The organism is Azospirillum melinis (assembly GCF_013340935.1).
GTDB classification, from domain to species: Bacteria; Pseudomonadota; Alphaproteobacteria; order Azospirillales; family Azospirillaceae; genus Azospirillum; species Azospirillum melinis.
This window is the reverse complement of sequence record NZ_WHOS01000020.1, coordinates 41,051-62,807: the sequence shown is the minus strand read 5'-3', so window position 1 is coordinate 62,807 and position 21,757 is coordinate 41,051. Positions and strand designations below refer to the sequence as shown.

The 21,757-nt window shown below is 69.7% G+C and carries 25 protein-coding genes; 9 read left to right on the top strand and 16 right to left on the bottom strand.

Annotation, left to right across the window (positions count from 1 at the left end; translation table 11 throughout):
* Positions 1-41: 41 nt before the first annotated feature.
* The 4 genes from cobT to GBZ48_RS16760 all read right to left on the bottom strand — a co-directional run bounded on the left by cobT (position 42) and on the right by GBZ48_RS16760 (position 4,216).
* Positions 42-1,913 (bottom strand): cobaltochelatase subunit CobT, encoded by a 1,872-nt coding sequence (gene cobT, locus GBZ48_RS16775; RefSeq protein WP_174472045.1) that lies wholly within the window; start codon positions 1,911-1,913, stop codon positions 42-44.
* Positions 1,914-2,018: 105 nt separating this feature from the next.
* The gene (locus tag GBZ48_RS16770; RefSeq protein WP_174472044.1) at positions 2,019-2,402 is read right to left on the bottom strand and encodes a GxxExxY protein; all 384 of its coding nucleotides are present in this window, start codon (positions 2,400-2,402) and stop codon (positions 2,019-2,021) included.
* Positions 2,403-2,492: 90 nt separating this feature from the next.
* The gene (cobS, locus tag GBZ48_RS16765) at positions 2,493-3,497 is read right to left on the bottom strand and encodes a cobaltochelatase subunit CobS (protein ID WP_174472043.1); all 1,005 of its coding nucleotides are present in this window, start codon (positions 3,495-3,497) and stop codon (positions 2,493-2,495) included.
* 74 nt (positions 3,498-3,571) lie between these two features.
* Positions 3,572-4,216, bottom strand: a complete 645-nt coding sequence (locus tag GBZ48_RS16760; RefSeq protein ID WP_342210695.1) for a J domain-containing protein — start codon at positions 4,214-4,216, stop codon at positions 3,572-3,574.
* Positions 4,217-4,366: 150 nt separating this feature from the next.
* Here GBZ48_RS16760 and GBZ48_RS16755 point away from each other — a divergent pair, with 150 nt between their 5' ends.
* Positions 4,367-4,642, top strand: a complete 276-nt coding sequence (locus tag GBZ48_RS16755; protein ID WP_085087049.1) for a BolA family protein — start codon at positions 4,367-4,369, stop codon at positions 4,640-4,642.
* 272 nt (positions 4,643-4,914) lie between these two features.
* Positions 4,915-5,412: a ribbon-helix-helix domain-containing protein gene (locus GBZ48_RS16750; RefSeq protein WP_174472042.1), complete on the top strand. Its 498-nt coding sequence runs from the start codon at positions 4,915-4,917 to the stop codon at positions 5,410-5,412.
* A 60-nt stretch (positions 5,413-5,472) separates the two neighbouring features.
* On the opposite strand, the gene GBZ48_RS16745 is transcribed toward GBZ48_RS16750, so the two are convergent.
* The 5 genes from GBZ48_RS16745 to GBZ48_RS16725 form a co-directional block, all read right to left on the bottom strand.
* Positions 5,473-6,108 (bottom strand): DUF2889 domain-containing protein, encoded by a 636-nt coding sequence (locus GBZ48_RS16745; RefSeq protein WP_174472041.1) that lies wholly within the window; start codon positions 6,106-6,108, stop codon positions 5,473-5,475.
* A gap of 114 nt (positions 6,109-6,222) precedes the next feature.
* Positions 6,223-6,684: a CBS domain-containing protein gene (locus GBZ48_RS16740; protein ID WP_174472040.1), complete on the bottom strand. Its 462-nt coding sequence runs from the start codon at positions 6,682-6,684 to the stop codon at positions 6,223-6,225.
* A 167-nt stretch (positions 6,685-6,851) separates the two neighbouring features.
* The gene (locus GBZ48_RS16735) at positions 6,852-7,340 is read right to left on the bottom strand and encodes an SRPBCC family protein (RefSeq protein ID WP_174472039.1); all 489 of its coding nucleotides are present in this window, start codon (positions 7,338-7,340) and stop codon (positions 6,852-6,854) included.
* Between the two features lie 118 nt (positions 7,341-7,458).
* Positions 7,459-8,604, bottom strand: a complete 1,146-nt coding sequence (gene aroB / locus GBZ48_RS16730; protein WP_174472038.1) for a 3-dehydroquinate synthase — start codon at positions 8,602-8,604, stop codon at positions 7,459-7,461.
* Positions 8,605-8,655: 51 nt separating this feature from the next.
* On the bottom strand, positions 8,656-9,414 hold the full coding sequence (locus GBZ48_RS16725) for a shikimate kinase (protein ID WP_343049564.1): 759 nt from the start codon (positions 9,412-9,414) through the stop codon (positions 8,656-8,658).
* A gap of 308 nt (positions 9,415-9,722) precedes the next feature.
* Between GBZ48_RS16725 and GBZ48_RS16720 the strand changes: the two genes are divergently transcribed.
* The 3 genes from GBZ48_RS16720 (at position 9,723) to GBZ48_RS16710 (ending at position 12,862) form a co-directional block, all read left to right on the top strand.
* A complete protein-coding gene (locus GBZ48_RS16720; RefSeq protein WP_167393297.1) occupies positions 9,723-9,863 on the top strand; it encodes a hypothetical protein in 141 nt (46 codons plus the stop codon).
* A gap of 82 nt (positions 9,864-9,945) precedes the next feature.
* Positions 9,946-11,775: a hypothetical protein gene (locus GBZ48_RS16715; protein ID WP_246307255.1), complete on the top strand. Its 1,830-nt coding sequence runs from the start codon at positions 9,946-9,948 to the stop codon at positions 11,773-11,775.
* 43 nt (positions 11,776-11,818) lie between these two features.
* Positions 11,819-12,862, top strand: coding sequence for a site-specific tyrosine recombinase XerD (locus GBZ48_RS16710; RefSeq protein ID WP_174472036.1), 1,044 nt, complete (start codon positions 11,819-11,821; stop codon positions 12,860-12,862).
* Positions 12,863-12,917: 55 nt separating this feature from the next.
* On the opposite strand, the gene GBZ48_RS16705 is transcribed toward GBZ48_RS16710, so the two are convergent.
* A complete protein-coding gene (locus tag GBZ48_RS16705; RefSeq protein ID WP_098740825.1) occupies positions 12,918-13,229 on the bottom strand; it encodes a polyhydroxyalkanoic acid system family protein in 312 nt (103 codons plus the stop codon).
* A 113-nt stretch (positions 13,230-13,342) separates the two neighbouring features.
* Entirely contained in the window at positions 13,343-13,645 is a 303-nt protein-coding gene (locus tag GBZ48_RS16700; protein WP_174472035.1) for a 4a-hydroxytetrahydrobiopterin dehydratase, read from the bottom strand.
* Between the two features lie 142 nt (positions 13,646-13,787).
* Here GBZ48_RS16700 and GBZ48_RS16695 point away from each other — a divergent pair, with 142 nt between their 5' ends.
* Positions 13,788-14,138, top strand: coding sequence for a metallopeptidase family protein (locus GBZ48_RS16695; protein WP_083896940.1), 351 nt, complete (start codon positions 13,788-13,790; stop codon positions 14,136-14,138).
* A gap of 28 nt (positions 14,139-14,166) precedes the next feature.
* Here GBZ48_RS16695 and GBZ48_RS16690 read toward each other — a convergent pair whose 3' ends face one another.
* Both GBZ48_RS16690 and cobB read right to left on the bottom strand, forming a co-directional pair.
* A complete protein-coding gene (locus tag GBZ48_RS16690) occupies positions 14,167-14,778 on the bottom strand; it encodes a uracil-DNA glycosylase family protein (RefSeq protein ID WP_174472034.1) in 612 nt (203 codons plus the stop codon).
* Positions 14,771-15,511 (bottom strand): Sir2 family NAD+-dependent deacetylase, encoded by a 741-nt coding sequence (gene cobB, locus GBZ48_RS16685; RefSeq protein ID WP_174472033.1) that lies wholly within the window; start codon positions 15,509-15,511, stop codon positions 14,771-14,773. The genes GBZ48_RS16690 and cobB overlap by 8 nt, the downstream gene beginning before the upstream one ends.
* Before the next feature lie 108 nt (positions 15,512-15,619).
* Here cobB and GBZ48_RS16680 point away from each other — a divergent pair, with 108 nt between their 5' ends.
* Positions 15,620-16,132, top strand: a complete 513-nt coding sequence (locus GBZ48_RS16680; RefSeq protein WP_174472080.1) for an arsenate reductase/protein-tyrosine-phosphatase family protein — start codon at positions 15,620-15,622, stop codon at positions 16,130-16,132.
* Between the two features lie 69 nt (positions 16,133-16,201).
* Positions 16,202-17,398: a sensor histidine kinase gene (locus GBZ48_RS16675; protein WP_174472032.1), complete on the top strand. Its 1,197-nt coding sequence runs from the start codon at positions 16,202-16,204 to the stop codon at positions 17,396-17,398.
* A 28-nt stretch (positions 17,399-17,426) separates the two neighbouring features.
* Here the strand turns inward: GBZ48_RS16675 and GBZ48_RS16670 are convergent, their stop codons facing one another.
* The 3 genes from GBZ48_RS16670 to GBZ48_RS16660 all read right to left on the bottom strand — a co-directional run bounded on the left by GBZ48_RS16670 (position 17,427) and on the right by GBZ48_RS16660 (position 20,301).
* Positions 17,427-17,927 carry a DUF2000 domain-containing protein gene (locus GBZ48_RS16670; protein ID WP_246307248.1) on the bottom strand — a complete coding sequence of 167 codons (501 nt, stop codon included), beginning with the start codon at positions 17,925-17,927 and terminating at the stop codon, positions 17,427-17,429.
* 44 nt (positions 17,928-17,971) lie between these two features.
* Positions 17,972-18,841, bottom strand: a complete 870-nt coding sequence (locus GBZ48_RS16665) for an AraC family transcriptional regulator (protein WP_174472031.1) — start codon at positions 18,839-18,841, stop codon at positions 17,972-17,974.
* 80 nt (positions 18,842-18,921) lie between these two features.
* Positions 18,922-20,301: a leucyl aminopeptidase family protein gene (locus tag GBZ48_RS16660; protein WP_174472030.1), complete on the bottom strand. Its 1,380-nt coding sequence runs from the start codon at positions 20,299-20,301 to the stop codon at positions 18,922-18,924.
* Positions 20,302-20,538: 237 nt separating this feature from the next.
* On the opposite strand from GBZ48_RS16660, the gene GBZ48_RS16655 reads away from it, so the two are divergent.
* The gene (locus tag GBZ48_RS16655; protein ID WP_174472029.1) at positions 20,539-21,696 is read left to right on the top strand and encodes a GGDEF domain-containing protein; all 1,158 of its coding nucleotides are present in this window, start codon (positions 20,539-20,541) and stop codon (positions 21,694-21,696) included.
* Positions 21,697-21,757: the final 61 nt, after the last annotated feature.

The following is a 21,757-nucleotide window of genomic DNA, read 5'->3' as shown; positions in this document are numbered from 1 at the left end:
TCATTGGAAAATATGGAAACACCCCTGCCCGCTTCCTTACCTCAGCGCCAGCCGCGACGGCCGCCGCGGCGGTCGTCCTCGTCGAACAGTTCGGCCAGCTTGTTCATCATCGTGCCGCCCAGCTGCTCCGCATCGACGATGGTCACGGCGCGGCGGTAATAGCGGGTCACGTCGTGGCCGATGCCGATCGCCACCAGCTCGACGGGCGAGCGGGTCTCGATCTGCTCGATGGTCTGGCGCAGGTGGCGTTCCAGATAGTTGCCGGCATTCACCGACAGGGTCGAATCGTCCACCGGGGCGCCATCGGAGATCACCATCAGGATGCGGCGCTGTTCCGGCCGGCCGAGCAGCCGGTTGTGCGCCCATTGCAGCGCCTCGCCGTCGATGTTCTCCTTCAGGATGCCTTCGCGCAGCATCAGGCCGAGATTCTTGCGGGCGCGGCGCCAGGGCATGTCGGCCGCCTTGTAGACGATGTGGCGCAGGTCGTTCAGCCGGCCGGGATGCGGCGGCTTGCCGCCGGCGACCCAGGCCTCGCGCGCCTGCCCGCCCTTCCAGGCGCGGGTGGTGAAGCCCAGCACCTCCACCTTCACCGCGCAGCGCTCCAGCGTGCGGGCGAGGATGTCGGCGCTCATCGCGGCGATGGAGATCGGCCGGCCGCGCATGGAACCGGAATTGTCGATCAGCAGCGACACCACGGTGTCGCGGAAGTCCATCTCCTTCTCCGCCTTGAAGGAGAGCGGCAGGACCGGGTTGGCGACGACGCGGGCGAGACGGGCGGCGTCGAGGATGCCTTCCTCCAGGTCGAAATTCCAGGAACGCTGCTGCTTGGCCATCAGGCGCCGCTGCAACCGGTTCGCCAGCTTGGAGATCACGCCCTGCAGGTGCTGCAGCTGCTGGTCCAGCAGGTGGCGCAGCCGTTCCAGCTCCGCCGGGTCGCAGAGGTCGGCGGCGTCCACCACCTCGTCATACTGGGTGGTATAGGCCTTGTAGGCGTTGGGATCGGGCTCGTTGCGGCGGTTGAGGTCGTTGCGCCAGGGCTGGCCGGGGCCAGCGGGCTCCTCCGCCCCCTCGCCCTCGCCCATCTCCATGTCGCCTTCCTCGCCGGCGCCCTCCTCGGCGCTCTCGCCGGCTTCCGACGAGTCCTGCATCTCCGACGAGGCCATCGATTCGGCGTCGGACTGGTCCTCGTCCTGGCCGCGGGTCTGGCCGTGCTGGGGCGATTCCTCGTCCTCGGAGGACTGGGTCTGCTGGTCCTCCTCCTCCTCCTGGTCGGCTTCCTGCCCGACTTCCATGTCGAGGTCGGCCAGCAGGCGGCGGACGGCCTTGGCGTAGGCCTCCTGGTCGCCGGCATAGTTGGCCAGACCCTTCATGTCCTTGCCCAGCCGCTCCTCGATCCAGGGGCGCCAGAGGTCGACGGCGTGGGCGGCGGCGGGCGGCGGTGCCGCACCGGTCATCGTCTCGCGCGCCATCATCCGCAACGCTTCCGACAAGGGCACCTGCCCGCGGTCATCGAAGCGGTCGAAGCCCTGGCGGGTGTAGCGATCCTCCAGCGCCGCTTCCAGATTGTGGGCGACGCCAGCCATGTCGCGGCTGCCCAGCGCCTCGCAGCGCGCCTGTTCCATCGCGTCATAGGCCTGGCGCGCGGCATCGCCCAGCGGCATGCGGTGGGCATGCACCGTGGCGTCGTGATAGCGCAGCCGCAGCGCCACGGCATCGGCCGCCCCGCGCAGCTTGGCGACCTCGACCGGGTTGAGGTCGCGCGCCGGCAGCGGCACCCGCACGCGCTGGCCCGACAGCCCCGGCGGATCGGACGAAAAGCCCACCTGCACCTCCGCCCGCCGGGACATGGCGCGCACCGTGGCGGTGGTGGACCGCTTGAAGGCTTCGACGGGGGTGTCGTTCTGGGTGGTCATCGCGGGGCGTCTTCGGGTTGTGGTACCGGCTTCGGACAAGGTCGGAGAACTGCGGGCAAGATTGACACGGATTTCACGGATTTGGGCACGGATTTCACGGATTTTCTAATGTGCCAGCACTCGCTTGACCGTAAGGCTAGGTCCGGCGAAGTTGAACAGAAGCCCAACCGGCAATCCGCTTGCCCGCAGATAGTTCAGGACTTGGCGGCTGTGGGCTTGGATCAAAGCCTCGCAAACCTTCAACTCCACGATCAGCCGCTGTTCGACCACGAGATCCGCAAAATAGCTGCCGACGGGATCACCTTTGTAAAGCACCTTGAAAGGCACTTCCGTGGCAACCGTCAAACCGGCGTCGGATAACTCACGAAACAGCGCCTTTTTATAGACCTGTTCGGCAAACCCATGGCCCAATGCGGCATGAACCGCAAAGGCGGCGCCGATGACCCGCTCGGTCAAGCGGTCGAGATCGGCGCCCAGGCTCACCTTCATCCGTGAAATCCGTGTTTTAATCCGTGAAATCCGTGTCAATCCTTGTGTGCTGTGCCCCGGCTTCAGGGGGAAGCAAGGGCGCAGGACACGTCACACGAGGTTCGCCTGGACCCCCGTCTCCGGCAGTTCGACGCCGAAGCAGCGCTGGTAGTATTCGGCCACCGTCGGCCGCTCCACCTCGTCGCACTTGTTCAGGAAGGTGATGCGGAAGGCGAAGGCGACGTCGTTGAAGATCTTCGCGTTCTCGGCCCAGGTGATGACGGTGCGCGGGCTCATGACGGTGGAGATGTCGCCGTTGATGAAGCCGGCGCGCGTCAGGTCGGCCAGACGCACCATCGAGGCCACCGTGTCGCGGCCCTTGGCGTCGTCGTACGACTTCACCTTGGCCTGGACGATCTTCATCTCGGCGTCGACCGGCAGGTAGTTCAGCGTCGCCACGATGTTCCAGCGGTCCATCTGGCCCTGGTTGATCTGCTGGGTGCCGTGATAGAGGCCGGTGGTGTCGCCCAGCCCGACGGTGTTCGCGGTGGCGAACAGGCGGAAGGCCGGATGCGGGCGGATGACGCGGTTCTGGTCGAGCAGCGTCAGCTTGCCTTCCACCTCCAGCACGCGCTGGATCACGAACATCACGTCGGGGCGGCCGGCGTCGTATTCGTCGAACACCAGGGCGCAGGCATGCTGCAAGGCCCAGGGCAGGATGCCCTCGCGGTATTCGGTGACCTGCACACCGTCGCGGAGCACGATGGCGTCCTTGCCCATCAGGTCGATGCGGCTGATGTGGCTGTCCAGGTTGACGCGGATGCAGGGCCAGTTCAGCCGGGCCGCGACCTGTTCGATGTGGGTCGACTTGCCGGTGCCGTGATAGCCCTGGACCATGACGCGGCGGTTGTAGGCGAAGCCGGCGAGGATGGACAGAGTCGTGTCCCGGTCGAAGCGGTAGGCGCTGTCGAGGTCGGGCACATGCTCCGAGCGCTGGCTGAAGGCCGGCACCTGCATGTCGCTGTCGATGCCGAAGACCTCACGCACCGAGACCGTCGTGTCGGGCTTGTGGTCGAACAGGGCCGAGCTGGCCTGGGTCGCTCCTTGGGAAGCCATGGGTGGTTTCTTACGTTCCAGCGAGTGTCGGTTGTCCAGCGGCCGCGGGATTGACCCGGCCCGCCAACGGGGGTTCAGGCAGCATAACAGGCTTTCAGCGTATTGTAGGCCTGATTGATTTCTTTCAGGCGTTCTTCCGCAGCCTTGTCGCCGCCGTTGGCATCGGGATGATGCTTTTTCGCAAGCTCCCGATAGCGTGCTTTGATCCGCGCGAAGTCCACCGGAGGAGTCAGTTCAAGGACCGCCAGCGCCTTTTCCTCTTCGGTGCGGGCGTGGTGGCGCCGGTGCGCCTTTTCCTCGTTCTTCGTCTTGCCGGTGTCCTGGCCGAATTCGAAACTGAAGCCGTTGACCACGCGGTCGCGGATGAAGCGCTCCTGCGTCGCCCATTTGCCGAGCGGCCAGCTCGGGCGCTGCCAGGTCGTGTCTTGCCGCACCTCCGCCTCGATCTGGTCGGTGGACATGCCGGCGTAATAGTCCCAGGCCCGGTTGTACTCCCGGACGTGCTCCAGGCAGAACCACCAGTATTCATTGAGGCTGCTGCGGCTTTTCGGCGCACGGAACTCGCCGGCGGCGACGCAATCGGGATGGTCGCACACACGGGTGGCCGCACGCGGGGCGGCATAGCTGTCGTAACTGGAGCGGGCGCGGTTCCTGGTCATCGGCCAAGTATGGGAAGAGCCGGTGCCTCTGGCAAGCACGCCGAATCGAGCTTCCGTCATCCGCAATCTGCGGGTCGCCGGGCTTGACAGACGCTTGACAGGGCAGGGATCGCACCGTCTCCTGACCGTTGGCGCGCCAGCCGGGTCATGACGTCCCGCCGCGGCCGCTCCCATCCCTCCCCGACCAGCGACGAGACATCAGGATCCGCCATGGAATACGCCACCCGCATCCGCGAAAAGCTGACCGCCGGACTGGCGCCGGACCGGCTCGAGGTCGTCGACGACAGCGCCCGCCACGCCGGCCATGCCGGGGCGGACGCCGCCGGGGAAACCCACTTCCACGTCACCGTCGTCTCCGCCGCCTTCGCCGGCAAGTCGCGGGTGGAGCGCCAGCGGATGGTCTATGCGCTGCTGGCCGACGAGTTGCGCGAGCGGGTGCATGCGCTGGGACTGACCACCCACGCCCCCGGTGAAGCCGGGGCCTGAACGGGGCCGGAAAGCCCGCACGCATCCCGTCCGCAGGAGGTTCATACCGGTCGTTCGTCCGCTTCAAATAACGAGCGGTTGATGCGGTCGAAACAACATACATATGAATGCAACCAAGAGTCGATTTTAGGAAAACTTGTAAGAATGAGAGACGCTAGCGTGGTTGCATTTCCCGCTGCGTTTAGTAAAGTATGATATATGCAACCATTTATCGCGCCGTGGCGGACACAAACTTCGCATGTCCGCCGGCGGCTTCGTGGAAGGGGCTGCGGATGGCGAAGCGTGGGCCGAAGAAAAAGCGCGTGATCACTTCCCATGCGGGAGTGGAACCGCTGAGGAGTCAGAACATCATGATCGGCGGGCACCGCACGAGCATGCGGCTGGAACCGTCGATGTGGGATGCTCTGGAGGAGATCGGCCGTCGGGAAGGGCTGACCGTCAACCGCCTCTGCACCCAGATCAAGGAACGGATCGAGGAACAGGCGCGCCGCAAGGGCATCAAGCCGGAAGACGCCGATGTCACCCTGACATCGGCCGTGCGCGTCTTCATTGCGTCCTATTACCGGCGGGCCTGCACCGAGGACGGTCATCTGCGTGCCGGCCACGGCGGCAGCGACCCGTTCGTCGGCACGCCGTTCGAACTGCCGCTGGCTGACGAGGAGGACGGTGTCAAGGCCGCGGTCGCCGCGGGCGGCAGCTTCCCCACGCCCGCCTCAACCCCCGGCCCGACCCAGGCCGCAGGTCCGGCCCAGCCCGGTCTGGACGCCTGAGCGGCACCACCCGGCGCCCGCCCGGCTGATTTCCGGCGGGCGCCTGGGGCGAAGGCTATCCTATTCCGCCGCCTCTTCCCGGGCGGCGTCTTCGTTTTCAGGGCCGGCGTGATCATGGCCGGTGTAGTGCGCAGGCCAATGTCTGCGCACCGCCTCGCCGTTGCTGTCGAAGATATGGCACATGTTCAGCAGCACCGGCCGCTTGCCGTCGTCCTGGGCCGGCTTGCCGGACGCCTTCGTGCGGTCCGCCGCCTCGCGGGCCAGGATCGGGTAGACGGTCTGGAAGGCGGTGGTCGCCAGCGGACCCAGCAACTCGACCAGATGGGTGCAGCCCTTCGGTCCGCCCAGCCGGTCCTTCACCGCCCGGGTCCAGCCCGGTCCGATGCGCAGGCCGACCAGCTGCTGGAACTGCGGCGTGATGCTGCCGCAGGCCTTGTAGGGGCTGTGTTCGGTCACCGCCTCCACCGCCTGGACAGTCAGTTTGTCGTCGACGGTCAGACGCATCCACATCTGGTGGATCGGGGTTCCCGGCTCCAGATGCCCGCGCTCCTCCGTGTGGAAGCCATAGCTTTTGACGTCGGTCAGGTGGCCTTCGATGTCCCACAGCCCATCGGCACGCCGAAAGCCCTGGCAGGTGACACGACGGGTGTGGATCGGCTCGCGCGCGGCGGGGGCGGACAGCGAGGGCGCGGACATCGGGCTTTCCAGTTCAGCAAAGAGGATGGCTCACCCTCGACTATCGGTGGGGCCGGGCGCCCGGTCAACCCGACCCCACCGCAACGCAGCGTTACCTATGGGTCAAGCTTGCCGTCAGCCCAGCGTGGCCTCCGCCGAATAGCCGCTGCCGAACATGTAGGCCTCGCGGCTGCGCAGTTCGTCCTCCAGATGGGTGCGCACCACGGCGAACAGGTCGCGGATCGACACCATGCCGACCGCCTCGCCGTCCACCGCGATGGGCAGGTGGCGGTAATGGTGCCGCTCCATCAGGTCGAGCGCCTCTAGCGCGGTCGCCGAGGGCTCCAGCGTGTCGGGATCGGCGGTCATCACCGAGGACAGAAGGGTGGTGTCGGGGTCGAGCCCGGCCGCGACCACGCGGGCGGTCATGTCGCGCTCGGTGACGATGCCCTTCAGCGTCCTCCCTTCGGTGACCAGCACCGCGGCGATGCGCTTCTGCGCCATCAGCGTGGCGGCATCGCGCACGGTGGCGCCCGGCGGCAGGCAGGAAAGGTCCTGGTTCTTGATGACATCGGGCATCAGTCGGCGTGTCGGCATGTGTCCCATCTCCCTCGTGATTGCAGGTTTTGTGGACGAACGATGCACTCGACCGCGATTTCGCAGCGCGGCATACACGATCCTGTCAGCTTGATGGACCAATCGTCAATAGAACTGATTGTCTGGAAGTTCCCGCATGCGCCGGGTCCTTGCCGCCGCCGATGAGGTTACTGGCCGGACTCGAGCCGCTTGCGCAGCCCGTCGAAGCCGCTGGTGTAGATGCCGGCGATGGCCTTCCGCGCCTCCGCGTCGGAGGCGCCGCTGGCCTGGAAGCGCGAGGACCAGGTGATGCGGGTGGTGTGGGCGTCCACCGCGCTCAGCCGGATGGTGGAGTTGTAGTTCTTCACCGGCAGCGGCCCGTTCAGCAGGGTGTAGCGCAGCCGGTGCTTGGCGGCGGAAAGGCCGGTCAGCCGCTCCTGAATGGCCCCGCCTCCCTTCAGGGCAATGTCACGCTCCTGGCGGTCGCCGGTCTTGCGCAGGGTGCAGCCCTCCACCGCGGGGTGCCAGTCGCTGATCGCGCAGAAGGGGGCGATCTGCTTCCACACCTGCTCGACCGGCGCCTTGATCGTCGCCTGCTCCCGCACCTCCAGCGCCATGGCCGGCGCCGCCGCCAGCAGCAGCCCGACCACCGCCGTCATTCCAAGCATCGCCTTCATCGCCCATCCTCCCCATCGGTGCCGCGGACGGAATGGCCACGGTCTTGGAGGGAGTATGGGCGGGCAACCGCTGCCGCTGCTATTGTGCGAAAGACGGATTATCCGTGATGGGCGAGGATCAGGCGGGCTGGACCGACTCGTCCAGAACGGCGCGGACGGCGGCGGCATCGACGTCGCGGCGGGTGAAGGCGTTGCCGATGCGGTCGGCCAGGATGAAAGTGATGCGGCCGTCCTGCACCTTCTTGTCCTTCGCCATCGACCGGACCAGCCCATCGACGTCCCAGGCGACGCCGGGGATGTCGGCCGGGCGCACCGGCAGGCCGACATCGGCCAGATGGGCGCGGGCGCGCCGCGCGTCGTCAGCCGGGCAAAGCCCCAGCCGGACCGACAGGTCGAAGGCCAGCACCATGCCGATCGCCACCCCTTCGCCATGCAGCAGGGTCTGGCCGAAGCCGGTCGCCGCTTCCAGCGCATGGCCGAAGGTGTGGCCCAGGTTCAGCAGAGCCCGGTCGCCGCTCTCGCGCTCGTCGACGCCGACGATGTCGGCCTTGGCGCGGCAGCTGACCGTCACCGCATGGCGCCGGGCGTCGCTGTCGCCGTCCACCACCCGCCGGCCGTTCCGCTCCAGCCAGGCGAAGAAGTCGGGCTGGCGGATCAGGCCGTATTTCACCACCTCGGCATAGCCGGCCAGCACCTCGCGCCGCGGCAGGGTGTCCAGCGTGGCGGTGTCGGCGATGACCAGGCGCGGCTGGTGGAAGGCGCCGATCAGGTTCTTGCCGTGCCGGCTGTTGATGCCGGTCTTGCCGCCGACCGAGCTGTCGACCTGGGACAGCAGCGTGGTCGGCACCTGGATGAAGTCGATGCCGCGCAGGGCCGACGCCGCGGCGAAGCCGGTGATGTCGCCGATCACCCCGCCGCCCAGCGCCAGCAGGACGGTGGACCGCTCGATGCCGCGGCCCAGGATGTCGTCCATCAGCTGCTGGAAATGGGCGAAGTCCTTGGTCTTTTCGCCAGCCGGCAGGACGATGGCCGGCTGCGGCGCGATCCCCGCCTCCAGCATCGCGGCGTTCAGCGTGTCCAGATGCAGCGGCGCCACGTTGGCGTCGGTCACCACGATGGGCGCCCGGCCGCGGGTGATGGCGGCGATGCGCTCGCCGGCATCGGCCAGCACCCCGTCGCCGACGAGGATGTCGTAGCTGCGGGCGCCCAGCTCCAGGCGGACGGTGTCGAGTGCGGCCGGGGTGGTGGCGTTGACGGAGGTCATCGGGGCAGTCCGCGAAGCTGGTGGTTCATGACAAGGGGCGGGAGGCGGGGATCAGGGCGCGTCGGTTTTTGGGGCGTCGGGCTTTCCGGGCCGGCCGCCGCGCTGGGCGTTGCCCTGGCCTTGGGCTTGGCCCTGGGGCTGGCGGTGGGGAAGCTGGACACCGAAATGCGCCTCCAGCGCGTCGATCACCAGCTCCACCGTCACGTCGGGCGGGCGTTCGTCGCTGACCACCGTCAGGTCGGCCTCGGCATAGACGGGATAGCGCTGCTCCATCAGCCGGCCCAGGATGGTGCGCGGATCGCCCTGGTTCAGGATCGGGCGGTGGGTGCGCCGGGCGGTGCGGGCGACCAGCACGTCCAGTTCGGCGCGCAGCCAGACCGACACGCCGTGCTGGCGGATGGCGGCGCGGGTTTCCGGGTCCATGAAGGCACCGCCGCCGGTCGCCAGGATATGCACCGGCTCGTCCTTCACCAGCCGGGTGATGATGCGGCGTTCGACGGAGCGGAAGACCGGTTCGCCGTCGCGGGCGAAGATTTCGGCGATGGTGCAGCCGGCCGCCGCCTCGATCTCGGTGTCGGCATCGCGGAAGGGCAGGTGCAGGCGCGTGGCCAGCCGGCGCCCGATGGCGCTCTTGCCGGCCCCCATCAGCCCGACCAGCACCACGGTGCGCGGCAGCAGCGGCACCGCATCCTCCGCCGCACCCGTGCCCGGGCCTGCACCCGGACTTGCTCCCGGGCCCTGGGCCGTCATCGCCTTGCGCAGTCCCATCACATCCATCCGATCCGCCACCCGCACTCCCGGCCCCAGCATGCCGGCGTCTTCGCCGGCCGTCACACCGCTGCAACAGACAACACTCATACCCGCCGAAAGCTGGCCGGCACAAGCGCCCCGGTTTTGCCAGACCCTGCCCCGCATCCTGCTGCGGAGCCGGCGAATGGCCCGGTGGACGGGTTGCGCCGCGGTCCAACCTGTGGCTACACTGCGCCGCCCTTCGGCCGCCGGCCGGAGCCGCGGATGCTTTAGCAGAAAAGCCCTTGCTTGTCCCAAGCCCTGCGGATGCAGGGCATGGTAGCTCCGCTCCGATCCTCCGTTTTCCGACACAACACGTCCCTGGTGCCATGAGCCGGTTTCTCTCGATCCTCTTCGTCCTGCTGTTGCTGGTGATCGCCGGTGGCATGGTGTTCCTCGCCTCGTGGGACCTGCCGGCTCCGTCGAAAACGGTGGAGAAGGTTCTGCCGGATGAGCGCTTCCCGCGCTGAGCCCCGACCATCGGCCGGGAGCGTCCGACCCGGCCCCGCCCGGCCCCGGAGCGCCCGGCCCCAGGGCTCCCGACAGGGAACCGTGCCGCTGCTGGCCGGGTTGCTGGCGGCCGGCTGGTCCATGGCCGCCGCCGCCCAAGCCTTCGGCCCGCCGGTCCGGCTGACGCCCGACGCCGCGGTGGAAGCCCCCGTCCAGTCCCGGCCTTCCGCACCCCCTCCGGTCATCGTCCCGGCCTATCCGCCCGCGGTCACGCCGCCGCCCGCCGTCTCCCCCGTGGTGGCGCGGCCGGCGCCGGTCGCGCGCGAGCCGTTGGGGGCGCCCGACCCGGACGGTGCCGGCCTGCTGGACGGTTTGCAGGGGCTGGGCGGTGACCCCTGGCGCGGCATCGGCCGGGCGGAGCTTCTTCTCCTGATCGCCGCCCTGCCGGTCGACACCCCGTCTCCCACCGTCAAGGCGCTGGAACGCCGGCTGCTGCTGAGCGCCGGCTCTCCGGCGGTCGCGACCGGGGAGGCCCCGCCGCCCCGCCGCCTCGGCGCCCTGCGCATCGAAAAGCTGGCGCGGCTCGGCGATCCCGCCGGGGCGGCTGAGCTGGCCGGGCGTCTGCCGGCGGCGCTGGCGGCGGACGAGCCGGCGGCCAGGGCGCTGACCGATGCGGAGCTGGTGCGCGGTGGGCTGGATTGCCCGCGTGCGCTGGCCCGCGGCAAGAGCTTCACCTCCGCCTATTGGGCCAAGCTGGGCCTGTTCTGCCGTGCCCGCGCCGGCGACCGGGCCGGCACGGACGAGGCACTGGCCGGCCTGCGGGACAGCCGCCGGTCCGACCCCTTCCTGCCGGTTGCCGAGGCGCTGGCCGGTGCCGCCCCGCCGCCGGCCCGCTCGCTGTCGCTGCAAGCCGATGCGGACGGGCTGGCGCTGCTGCTCGCCGCCATGCGCATCGCGCGGATCGGCGTTCCGCCCGACCGGCTGCCGCTGGAGACCCTGCCGGCGCTGGCCGCCATCGCCACCAACCCCGCCACCGATCCCGCCACCCGTGCCGCCGCCGGCGAACGGGCGGCGGCTTCCCTGTTCCTCGATGCCCGCCAGTTGCAGGATCTCTACGCCCAGGTGCCGGCGGTGGGGGACGAGCTGCTGCGGGTCCGCGACATCGCCCGGCGCGACCGCGGCGCCCGCACCCGCGCGCTGGTCCATCAGGCGATGGCGGCGGCGATGGACGGGCGTCGGCGCGTCGCGCTTGCCGCGCTGGCGGTGGAGCTGGTCGATCCTCGCCTGCGCGCCGGACCGGTCGGCGGTGCCGCCGCAGGGCTGCTCGACGGCGTGTCGCCGACCGGCGATGCCGCGGCGCTGGCCCCGGCGGCGGCCCGGCTCTATTACGCGCAAGGGCGGCTCGATCAGGCGCGGCGCTGGCACGATCTGGCCCTGCGCAGCGGCCGGAGCGCCGACACCGCCTGGCTGTGGCCGCTGGCAGTGGTGGCGACGGGGCAGGGCGGGGATCCGGGTGCGCTGACCGCCTGGCTGGACGAGGCGCTGCGCGGGGCAGACACTCCCGCCCGCAACCGCATCGCCGGCCAGCTGGCACTGCTCCAGGCCACCGGAGTCGCCATCCCGGACGAGGCCTGGATGACCGCCACCGACGGCGCGGGTCCGCCCAGCGGCAGCGAGGCCGGTGTCGATCCCGCATTGTGGCAGCGGTTGGGCGATGCCGCGGCCGGCGGGCGCATCGGCGAGACGGTGGCCGTCGCCCTGATCCTGCTTGGGGAGGCCGGACCGGCCACCCTGCCGCCCGTCGTCACCGCCCGCGTGGCGGCCAACCTGAAGGCGGTCGGGCTGGAACCGGACGCCCGCGCGCTGGTTCGCGAGGCGATGGCCGCCATCACCGGCCCCGCCATCCAGGTCCCGAATCCAACCGCCGAATGACCTTCCGCCCCGTGGAGCCCGCCACCACCATGACGCCGACACCATGACCGGCAGCAAAAGCCCCGGCAGCAGGATGCCCGCTACCAAATCCGCCACCAAATCCGGTGCCAGGCGGCGCGGCCGGCCGTGCAAGCCGCGCCCGCTTGCCACCTCGCCGCATCTGGACGCCTTCCTCGACATGCTGACGGCGGAGCGCGGGGCGGCGGTGAACACGCGGCTGGCCTATGAGCGCGACCTCGCCGACCTCGGCCGCTGGCTGGCCCAGCGCAGCGTGGCGCTGGAGGCGGCGGGCACAGAGGATCTGCGGGCCTATCTGGCGGTGCAGAGCAAGGACGGTGCCCCCCGCACCGTGGCGCGGCGGCTGTCGGCGATGCGGCAGTTCTACCGCTTCCTGCTGTCCGAAGGCCGCCGCACCGACGATCCCGCCTCGCCGCTCGACAGCCCCAAGCAGGGCCGTCCGCTGCCCAAGATCCTGACGGAGGCGGAAGTCGGCGCCATGCTGTCGACCGCCGAGGCGCGCGGCGGGCCGGAGGGCTTGCGGCTCGTGGCCCTGCTGGAGGTGCTCTACGCCACCGGCCTGCGCGTGTCGGAACTGGTCGGCCTGCCGATGACCGCGATCATGCGCGACGGCCGCGGCCTGCTGGTGCGCGGCAAGGGCGGCAAGGAGCGGATGGTGCCGCTGTCCGACCCGGCGCTGGCGGCGCTGGCGGGCTACATCCCGTTCCGCGGGCACTTCATCCCGCCAGGCGCCGCTGCGGAAGCCGGGCACAGCCCCTTCCTGTTCCCGTCACGCATCTCCGCCGAGGGGCACCTGACGCGCCAGCGCTTCGCCCAACTGTTGAAGCAACTGGCCATCGACGCCGGCATCGACCCGGAGAAGGTCAGCCCCCACGTGCTGCGCCATGCCTTCGCCACCCATCTGCTCGACCATGGCGCCGACCTGCGCTCCGTCCAGAAGATGCTGGGCCATGCCGACATCGCGACGACGCAGATCTACACCCATGTGGTGACGGAACGGCTGAAGAAGGTCATGCACGACCACCACCCGCTGGCGCGCCGCAAAGTGGAGGAGGCGTCGGAGGGGTAGGGCAGGTAAGGATGGGAGGTGAGGGCATCGAGGCCCGCACCTCCCCGTGCAACCCTTACTTCTTCTCCAGCATCAGCGTGCCCTGGCGCGAGACCTTGTTCTTGATCTTGTCGGCCAGCAGGGCGAGCGCCCAGGGCAGCTGCACCTCCATCTCGACCCGGTCGTCCAGCACGTCGATGTGGCCGGCGATGGTCTGGGCCAGCGCCACGACGTGGAAGTTCAGGCGGTCGTCGGTCCAGCTGTCGTCGACGCTGGCCGACACGGCGCTCAGGCGCGCCCGCACCTCGCCCATGCCGTCGACCAGCCGGCGCTTGGCCTCCGCCCGGCCGAGCGAATGGGGGATGGACAGGGTCAGGGGTTTCGGCATGGTCGGCGGCTCCGCACTGCACGGTGTTGTCCCGCCGCCCGGTCGGCGGCGGAACAGGAATAACGCCAGGGGCGGGCAATGGGTCCCGCCCCGGCAATCGCTCGGTGGGTCACTTAGCGGTCGTGCAGGGGCGCCATCTGGTCCAGGCGGTGGGCGAAGTCGATGTCGGCCTGGGTCACGGCGTCGCTGTTGCGGGTATAGAGGATCACCTCGACCCGGCCCAGATCGTTGAACCATTCGGGATGGTGGCCGGTCTTCTCGGCCAGCAGGGCGACCTGGTTCATGAACCCCCAGGCGGCGGGGAAATCGGCGAAATGGTAGGTCTTGCGGATGGCGTCGCGTTCCAGCACCTCCGCCCAGCCGTGCAGTTCCTTCAGCGCCGTCTGGCGATGCACGCCGACAAGACGATCCGACATGATGACCTCCCTTTCCTTAAGTCTCTCTTTTGCCGCCCGCAGCTTCTTGGCGAACGGGCGGCGGTTCGCTACCTTCTGCGGCATGATACGGAAACCTTCAGGTCCCCATACGGTTCCGCCCACGGTCGAAGACCTGGAGCGCATGGCCGAAGAGGCGCTCGACACCATCCCGGCGGAGCTGCTCGCCCCGGTCGGGAACCTCGTGATCCATGTCGAGGATTTCCCCGATGAGGATACCGAGCGGGAGATGGAGCTGGAAAGCCCATTCGACCTGCTGGGCCTCTATCGGGGCGTGGATCTGACGCGGCAAAGCGTCGCCGACCTGCGTGGCGGGCCGGACATGATCTTCCTCTACCGCCGCCCGATCCTCGATTACTGGTGCGAGACGGGGGAGGAGCTGCCGGCTATCGTCCGCCATGTCCTGATCCACGAGATCGGCCACCATTTCGGCTTCTCCGACGAGGACATGGAACGGATCGAGACGATGGAGTAGGGGGAGCAGGCGGAGGAGGGCAGGGCCTTCAGTCGCCCAGCGCGTCCGCCACCCGGCGGCGCAGGGCCGGTACCAGATCCTCCTCGAACCACGGGTTGCGGTTCAGCCAGGCGGTGTTGCGCCAGCTCGGGTGCGGCAGCGGCATGTGGGCCGGCCCGTATTCCCGCCAGTTCGCCACCGTTTCCGTCATCGTCGCCTTGCGCCGCTCGCCCAGGTAACGCGCCTGGGCGTACTGTCCGATCAGCAGGGTCAGCCGGACGCCCGACAGCGCGTCGAGCAGCGGCGGGTGCCACAGCGGCGCGCATTCCGGACGCGGCGGGTAGTCGCCGCCCTTGGGCATGGTGCCGGGATAGCACAGCCCCATCGGCACCACGGCGATTCGGGATTCGTCGTAGAAGGCGGGGCGGTCCATCGCCAGCCACTTGCGCAGCCGGTCGCCGGAGGCGTCGTCCCAGGGGATGCCGCTGGCATGCACCCGCGCGCCCGGCGCCTGCCCGACGATCAGCAGGCGGGCGGCGGGGCTGCCGCGCAGCACCGGGCGGCAGCCGTGGGGCAGCACCCCCGCACACAGCGTGCAGGCGCGCGCCTTCGCGAACAGGCGGTCGAGTTCCAAACCGCCGGCAACTGTTTCATCAGACAAGCGTCAGCAAATCCTGGACGAAGGCCGGCACCACCTGGGTCGCCGGACCGTGGATCGAGCTGTGGAAATAGGAGGCGCCCTCCGACGGTTCCAGGTTCAGCTCGACCGTATAGGCGCCGGACGACCGCGCCTCCGCCACGAAGCCGGCGGCGGGATAGACATGGCCCGAGGTGCCGACCGACACGAACAGGTCGCATTCCTCCAACGCCCGCTGGATGCGCTCCATCTGATAGGGCATCTCGCCGAACCACACCACGTCGGGCCGCATGCCGCCCTTGCGGCCGCAGGTCAGGCAATGGTCGTGCACCGACAGGTCGCCCTGCACCTCCACCACCGTGCGGCAGTGCAGGCAGAAGGCCTTCAGCAGCTCGCCATGCATGTGCAGCGGTGCCTTGGACCCGCCGCGCTCGTGCAGGTCGTCGATGTTCTGCGTCACCAGCAGGACGTTGCCCTTCCAGCGCCGTTCCAGCTCCGCCAGCGCCCTGTGTGCCGCGTTGGGCTGCACCGCCGGGTCGGCAAGGCCGCGGCGGCGGTCGTTGTAGAAGCGGTGGACCAGATCGGGGTCGCGGGCGAACCCTTCCGGCGTCGCCACATCCTCCAGATCGACCTGGCTCCAGATGCCGTCGGCGCAGCGGAAGGTGTCCAGCCCCGACTCCTTGGAAATCCCGGCCCCGGTCAGGATGACGATCCGGTCGGTCGGACGCAGGCGGTTGGTCAGCGCGGGAGCGGGCATCGGATCCCCTTAGCGGTTCGGAAACCGGTCATGTGGAAAACTGTTGCGGCGTACGCTCGTCACGCCCGGAAGTAAAGCCGCAGGAAACGAGGAGGAGGGATGCCAGGGGTGCTCAAGGTCCTGTTCGTCTGCACCGGCAACATCTGCCGCTCGCCCACCGCCGAGGGGGTGTTCCGCCATCTGGCCGACCGCGCCGGGCTCGGCGCCCTGGTGAGCGCCGACTCCGCCGGCACCCACAGCTATCACGTCGGCGAGCCGCCCGACCCGCGCACGGTGCGCGCAGCGCTGGCCCGCGGCGTCGACCTGTCGGCCTTGCGCGCCCGCAAGGTGGCGGCGGCCGACTTCACCCGCTTCGACCATATCCTGGCGATGGACCGCGGCCATCTGGCCCAGCTGCGCCGCATCGCCCCGGCCGGCGCCACCGCGGCGCTGCGCCTGTTCCTGGACGATGCGCCGGGGCACATTGGACATGAGGGGGAAGGGCAGGAGGTGCCCGATCCCTATTATGGCGGCCCCGACGGGTTCGAACAGGTGCTGGACCTGTGCGAGGCCGGGTCGCGCGGCCTGCTGGACCGCCTGTCGCGCGAAAGCCGGTTTCCGATTCGCGAAAGCCTCGGGTAACGTCTCGCGGTTTCCCGGCTGCTTGATCTATGCTGTCGGGACAAAGCCCATTCGGAGCATCCCGTCACCATGACCAGCGCCAGCACCGGCACAACCGCGCCCGGCGGAATCCTCGACGGCATCGTCCTGTTCGAGGCCTTCTCGCCGGAGGAGCGCGCCGCCGTGGCCTCGCGCGGGCGGGTGTTCGACGCCGCGGCCGGCACCGTCCTGATGCGCGAGGGCGACAGCGCCAGCTCGCTCTACGTCCTGCTGGACGGCACGGTGCGCGTGGTGCGCGACGATCCCTTCGGCGCTCAGGTGGAGGTCGGATTCCGCCGTGCCGGCGACTGTTTCGGCGAGATGGCGCTGATCGACGGCGGCTCGCGCTCCGCCTCGGTCGTCGCCGCCACGCCGGTCACGGTGTTCGAACTGGAGCGCGACCTGTTCCTGTCGCTGATCTCCCCCTCGCCCGATTTGCTGGCGAAGCTGCTGCGCGAACTCAGCCGCATGATCCGCGAGGTGTCGGAGCGGGTGGTGCGCGAGGATCTGGAGCGGCGCGCCCGCATCGCCGAATCGGCGCTGGCCCGCCAGCGCGCCATCACCCAGGCGGTGACCGGGCTGGCGCATGAACTGAACACGCCGCTCGGCGTCTGCGTCACCGCGGCCAGCCATTTGCAGGATCTGGCCCGCTCCGGCAACGGCCCGCTGTCGACCGAGGAATTGCGGGAACCGGCGGCCCTGCTCGACGCCAACCTCGCCCGCGCGGTGGAGCTGGTGGAGGCCTTTTCCGCCATCGCCGCCTGCCAGACCGCCGAACCGCTGGAGGCGCTGGACCTGCGCCGCCTGACGGAGGACGCGGCGAGCCTGTTCGCGGTCCAGCATCCCGACCTGCCGCTGGTCGTGCGGATCGTGCCCGGCGCCGCCTGCCCCTGGATCGGCTATGCCCCGCATCTGGAACGGGTGCTGCACCACCTGTTCGCCAACGCCGCCGCCCATGGCTATGGCGGCGGTCCGGGCGAGGCCGAGGTGGCGGTTGAGCCGGCGACGCTGGATGCGGTCCCGGCCTGGAACCTGATCGTCCGCGACCGCGGCGCCGGCATTCCGGCCAACAACCTGCCGACTCTGACCGACGCCTTCTTCACCACCGCCCGCAACCGCGGCCACAAGGGTCTGGGGCTGGCGGTGGTGTTCAACACGGTGACCGGCCCGCTCGGCGGCCGGCTCGCCATCGACAGCGTGCCGGGTGGCGGCACCAGCGTGACGATCACCGTCCCGCAGGAGCTGTGACAGGCGGGTTGACGCTACCCGTGTTGTCTCATCCGTGCAGGGCGAGGCCCTTCACCGTCTTGTCCATCGCCTTCTTCGGCCCGCGCAGGGCCAGCCCGACCAGATCGGGGGCATCCGGATCCTCGGCCCGGAAGGCGGCGCGGTTGGCGGCGTCGTGGCCGGTGGCGAACATGGCGGCGACATAGGGCACCAGCGTCAGCCCCCGCTCCAGCGCCGCATCGCGGACGGCGCGCAGCCGGTCGCGGTCGGCGGCGAAGATCAGCATCGGCTGGCCCAGCATGCGGCCATAGCGGCGGCCGGCGCCGTCGACATACGCCTCGCCCAGAGCATCCGGCGCCGCGGCGGCGATCCCGGTGGCGAGGAAGGCGGCGACGTTCAGCTTCTGCCAGACCGCCAGATCGGCGCGGACGACCAGCGCGACCTTGGTGTCGAAGCGGACGGGCGCGTCCGCGGGATCGGTTTCGGGCATCGGGCTGTGGGGCGTCAGGCTATCGGGCATCGGGCTGTCGGACATCGTGCTGTCGGGCATGGCAATCATCTCCTTTGCCCCTTCAGATGCCCGACGACGGCGCCTCAGTCTGGAACGTTCGTGCACAAATCGCGGTAGGCGGCCGGCGTCAGGCCATAGGCGCGGCGGAACCAGCGGCCGAGATGGCTCTGGTCGGCGAACCCGACCTCCGCCGCCACCAGGGCCGGCGCCTCGCCCTCGGCCAGCCGGCGCCGGGCAGCGCGCAGGCGCAGCCGGACCAGATAGGCGTGCGGCGACAAGCCGAAGGCGGCGCGGAAGGCGCGGTTCAGCCGGAACCGATCGACGCCGGCCGCGGCGGACAGCTCGTCGAGCCCGACATCCTCGGTCATCCGGGCATGCAGCAGGTCGCGCGCCTGGGCGGCGGCGCGGTCGGGACGCAGCGGCCGGCGCTCCTCCGGCGGTGCCACATGGCCGGCCAGCCTCGCCGCCAGCCGGTCCAGCGACAGGTCGCGGGCCAGCCGCCCCTCGCGCTGGTGCAGGGCCAGGAAGGCGGAGCGGATGGTCGCCGCAAGGCCGGGGTCGTCGGCCAGCGTGTCGCGGAAGCCCAGCGGCAGGCCGGTTCCGCGTGGCGTCAGGCTGCGCAGCGCCTCGCTGCGGGCGGTCAGCAGCGGCACCGGCAGATACAGCATGGCGTAGGTGAAGCCATCCTCCCCCGGGCTGTGGCCGTCATGGGCCTCGCCCGGTTCGATCAGGATAACGCGGCCGGGAACGCTGGTGTGCAGCCGCCGCCGGCAGCGGAAGGCCTGCACCCCCTGCTCGGTAACGCCGACCAGCAGCTCGTCATGGTCGTGCAGGTCATAGGCATGGCCGCGGAAATGGGCGCGGATGGTCTCGATGCCGGTCTCCGCATCGCGGCGCACCGCCACCCAGTCGTCCTGTCCGCCGGCGCTTCCCGCGTTGTGGTGCGATCCCATTCCATCCCCCGAGGGGGAAAGGGGCGGGGACAAGTCAGCCGCCTCCCGTCCTTTCCCCCAGTCTCCACCGCCGTGGGCGGTCAGCCGAACCGCTTGACGATCACCGCATAGGCGGCGCGCAGGCCCAGCGCCTCACCACCCTCCGGACGGCCGGGACGGGCAGACCCGTTCCAGGCATAGGTGTCGAGATGCGCCCAGGGCGTCTCCTTCGACACGAATTCCTGAAGGAACAGCCCGGCGGTGATGGCGCCGGCGAAGCCGTTGGTGGTGACGTTGTTGATGTCGGCCACCTTGCTGTCCAGCCCCTTGCGGTAGGGCGCCCACAGCGGCAGCCGCCACATCGGGTCGTCCTCCGCGGTCCCGGCCTCCGTCAGGTCGTTGGCCAGCGCGTCATTGTTGGACATCAGCGCCGGCAGGTCGGGGCCGAGCGCCACGCGGGCCGCACCGGTCAGGGTGGCGAAGTCGATCAGCAGCTCCGGCTTCTCCGAATCCGCCTCGGCCAGCGCATCGCACAGGATCAGGCGGCCTTCGGCGTCGGTGTTGCCGACCTCGATGGTCAGGCCCTTGCGGGTCCTCAGCACGTCCTGCGGCTTGAAGCTGTCGCCGGCGACGACATTCTCCACCGCCGGCACCAGCACGCGCAGCCGCACCGGCAGCCCGGCCATCATGATCATCCGGCCGAGCGCCAGCGCATGCGCAGCGCCGCCCATGTCCTTCTTCATGATCAGCATGGCGGACGACGGCTTCAGGTCCAGACCGCCGGTGTCGAAGCAGACGCCCTTGCCGACGATGGTCACCTTCGGGTGTTCCGGGTTGCCCCAGCGCAGGTCGACCAGCCGCGGCGCCCGCGGGCTGGCGCGGCCGACGGCATGGATGGCCGGATAGTCGCGGTCGAGCAGGTCCTGGCCGACGATCACCTCGACCGCGGCGTCGAACTCGGCGGCCAGATCCTGCGCCGCCTGGGCCAGCTCGGCCGGACCCATGTCGCAGGCCGGGGTGTTCACCAGATCGCGCACCAGCCAGGTGGCGGTCGCCGCCCGCTCCACCTCGCCGCGGTCGGCCTCCGCCGGCCAGACCAGGGTGGCGAAGCCCTTCTCGGGCGGCTTCCTGTAACGGCTGAAGCGATAGCTGCCGAGCGCCCAGCCCAGCGCCGCCCGCGTCGCTGCCCGCGCATCCAGCGCCGCGTCGATCCGGTAGGAGCCGGCCGGCAGCGAGGCGGGCAGGCCGGCGAAGGCCCACAGATCGTCGACCGCCGACACGCCGGCCAGCACGCGGGCGACGGCGCCGTCCGGCCCGGGCAGGAAGACGGTCGATCCGGCCTCGCCGGTGAAGCCCACGGCCTTGACCCAGGAGGCGATGGCCGGCGACTGCGCCGCCAGCCAATCGGCCAGCCCGGCCTTGGTCACGGGGGTGAGGGCGACGGTGTCGGGACCGTCGACGGCAAGCAGGGTGGCGAGCAAGACGGATAATCCTTTTTCACGAGATCACGTCACGCATCCGATGCGGATGCCCATCCCCCAAGGATGGCGCGGCCGGCCCCGGCTGGAAAGGGGTGGCGTGGAACGGAGTGAAAACCTTTCCGAATGGATATTTCATTCGATCTGCGGGGGCGTTGGGCGCCCGGTTCCTCGACCCGGTTCACCAACAGCGACGTTCACGGTATAAGAGCCCGTGATAATCAACCGGCGTTGCCGTCTATGATTGTGCTCGACATCGCCACGGTGCTGTTTCTGTACCAGTCGTCACTTCTGGTGGGGGCAGCCGTCTTTCTGCTCGCGCGGTTGCGGGACGTCCCCGCATCGGGATTCGGCACGCTGGCGGCGGCATTTTCGCTGGTGGGGCTCGGTGGCGTCCTGGCCGGCTTCGGCGAGCATGCCATGCTGCCGAAGCCGGTCTGGACCCTGGGCAGCCTGACGTTCGGTCTGGTCGGGCATGGGCTGCTGGCGCTGGGGATCGAACGCCTGCGGTCCGGGCGCCTGCCGCAGGGGTGGCGCCTGCTGGCGGTCTATCCGGTTTCGGTCTGGATCGTCGCCTGGGCGACCGGCTTCCACCTGGACAACCAGCTCCGCGCCACATTCTTCCATCTGAATGCGGCGCTTTGCCTGATGCTGGCGGCGCGGATCGTGACGCGGCTCCGGCGGGTCGAGCAATTGCCGTCCTGCCGGCCGCTGGCGGCGGTGCTGGCGCTCAGCGGGGCGTCGTTCCTGCTGGGGGCTGCGGCCATTCTCTTCGTCGCGGATTTCGTGCCCTGGCTGGCCTGGGAGTTCTTCATCCAGATCCTGGGCAATTTCGCCGTCTCGATCCTGATCTACAGCGTCGCGACCGACCGGGCGGAACGCAAGCTGAGCCTGATGGCGGAGCTGGACAGCCTGACCGGCATCGGCAACCGGCGCTGGCTGGAACGGATGCTGCCAGGCCACCTGCGTCCCGGCGACACCGTCTTCTGCATCGACCTCGACCATTTCAAGCGGATCAACGACCGGTTCGGCCATGCCGCCGGCGACACCGTGCTGGTCGCTGTGGCGGCGACGCTGCGCAACCTGAAGCGCCCCGACGATGTACTGGCGCGGATGGGCGGGGAGGAGTTCCTGCTGTTCCTGCCGGAATTGCGCGCATCCGACGCGCTGCCGGTCGCCGAGCGCATCCGCGAGGCGATCCAGGCGATCCCGTTCCAGCACCAGGGAAGCGCGCTGGGGGTGACGACCAGCATCGGCGTCGCCCAGGTCGTCCGGCTGGGGGAGAACTGGGCCGACCTCGTCCATGCCGCGGATATGGCGCTCTACGACGCCAAGCGCGACGGCCGCAACCGTGTCGCGCACGCGCCGCGGGTTCCCCACGACCTCATGCCGGCGTAAGAAGGGGATGACGGTTGCGCGAAGGCGCAATCCGTCGCTTTGACTGTTCCCACCATATCCC

Coding starts and splice junctions, on each gene's coding strand:
- cobT (WP_174472045.1), bottom strand. CDS start 1,913: ATGACCACCCAGAACGACACCCCCGTCGAAGCCTTCAAGCGGTCCACC.
- GBZ48_RS16770 (WP_174472044.1), bottom strand. CDS start 2,402: ATGAAGGTGAGCCTGGGCGCCGATCTCGACCGCTTGACCGAGCGGGTC.
- cobS (WP_174472043.1), bottom strand. CDS start 3,497: ATGGCTTCCCAAGGAGCGACCCAGGCCAGCTCGGCCCTGTTCGACCAC.
- GBZ48_RS16760 (WP_342210695.1), bottom strand. CDS start 4,216: ATGACGGAAGCTCGATTCGGCGTGCTTGCCAGAGGCACCGGCTCTTCC.
- GBZ48_RS16755 (WP_085087049.1), top strand. CDS start 4,367: ATGGAATACGCCACCCGCATCCGCGAAAAGCTGACCGCCGGACTGGCG.
- GBZ48_RS16750 (WP_174472042.1), top strand. CDS start 4,915: ATGGCGAAGCGTGGGCCGAAGAAAAAGCGCGTGATCACTTCCCATGCG.
- GBZ48_RS16745 (WP_174472041.1), bottom strand. CDS start 6,108: ATGTCCGCGCCCTCGCTGTCCGCCCCCGCCGCGCGCGAGCCGATCCAC.
- GBZ48_RS16740 (WP_174472040.1), bottom strand. CDS start 6,684: ATGCCGACACGCCGACTGATGCCCGATGTCATCAAGAACCAGGACCTT.
- GBZ48_RS16735 (WP_174472039.1), bottom strand. CDS start 7,340: ATGAAGGCGATGCTTGGAATGACGGCGGTGGTCGGGCTGCTGCTGGCG.
- aroB (WP_174472038.1), bottom strand. CDS start 8,604: ATGACCTCCGTCAACGCCACCACCCCGGCCGCACTCGACACCGTCCGC.
- GBZ48_RS16725 (WP_343049564.1), bottom strand. CDS start 9,414: ATGCTGGGGCCGGGAGTGCGGGTGGCGGATCGGATGGATGTGATGGGA.
- GBZ48_RS16720 (WP_167393297.1), top strand. CDS start 9,723: ATGAGCCGGTTTCTCTCGATCCTCTTCGTCCTGCTGTTGCTGGTGATC.
- GBZ48_RS16710 (WP_174472036.1), top strand. CDS start 11,819: ATGACCGGCAGCAAAAGCCCCGGCAGCAGGATGCCCGCTACCAAATCC.
- GBZ48_RS16705 (WP_098740825.1), bottom strand. CDS start 13,229: ATGCCGAAACCCCTGACCCTGTCCATCCCCCATTCGCTCGGCCGGGCG.
- GBZ48_RS16700 (WP_174472035.1), bottom strand. CDS start 13,645: ATGTCGGATCGTCTTGTCGGCGTGCATCGCCAGACGGCGCTGAAGGAA.
- GBZ48_RS16695 (WP_083896940.1), top strand. CDS start 13,788: ATGGCCGAAGAGGCGCTCGACACCATCCCGGCGGAGCTGCTCGCCCCG.
- cobB (WP_174472033.1), bottom strand. CDS start 15,511: ATGCCCGCTCCCGCGCTGACCAACCGCCTGCGTCCGACCGACCGGATC.
- GBZ48_RS16675 (WP_174472032.1), top strand. CDS start 16,202: ATGACCAGCGCCAGCACCGGCACAACCGCGCCCGGCGGAATCCTCGAC.
- GBZ48_RS16670 (WP_246307248.1), bottom strand. CDS start 17,927: ATGCCCGACAGCACGATGTCCGACAGCCCGATGCCCGATAGCCTGACG.
- GBZ48_RS16665 (WP_174472031.1), bottom strand. CDS start 18,841: ATGGGATCGCACCACAACGCGGGAAGCGCCGGCGGACAGGACGACTGG.
- GBZ48_RS16655 (WP_174472029.1), top strand. CDS start 20,539: ATGATTGTGCTCGACATCGCCACGGTGCTGTTTCTGTACCAGTCGTCA.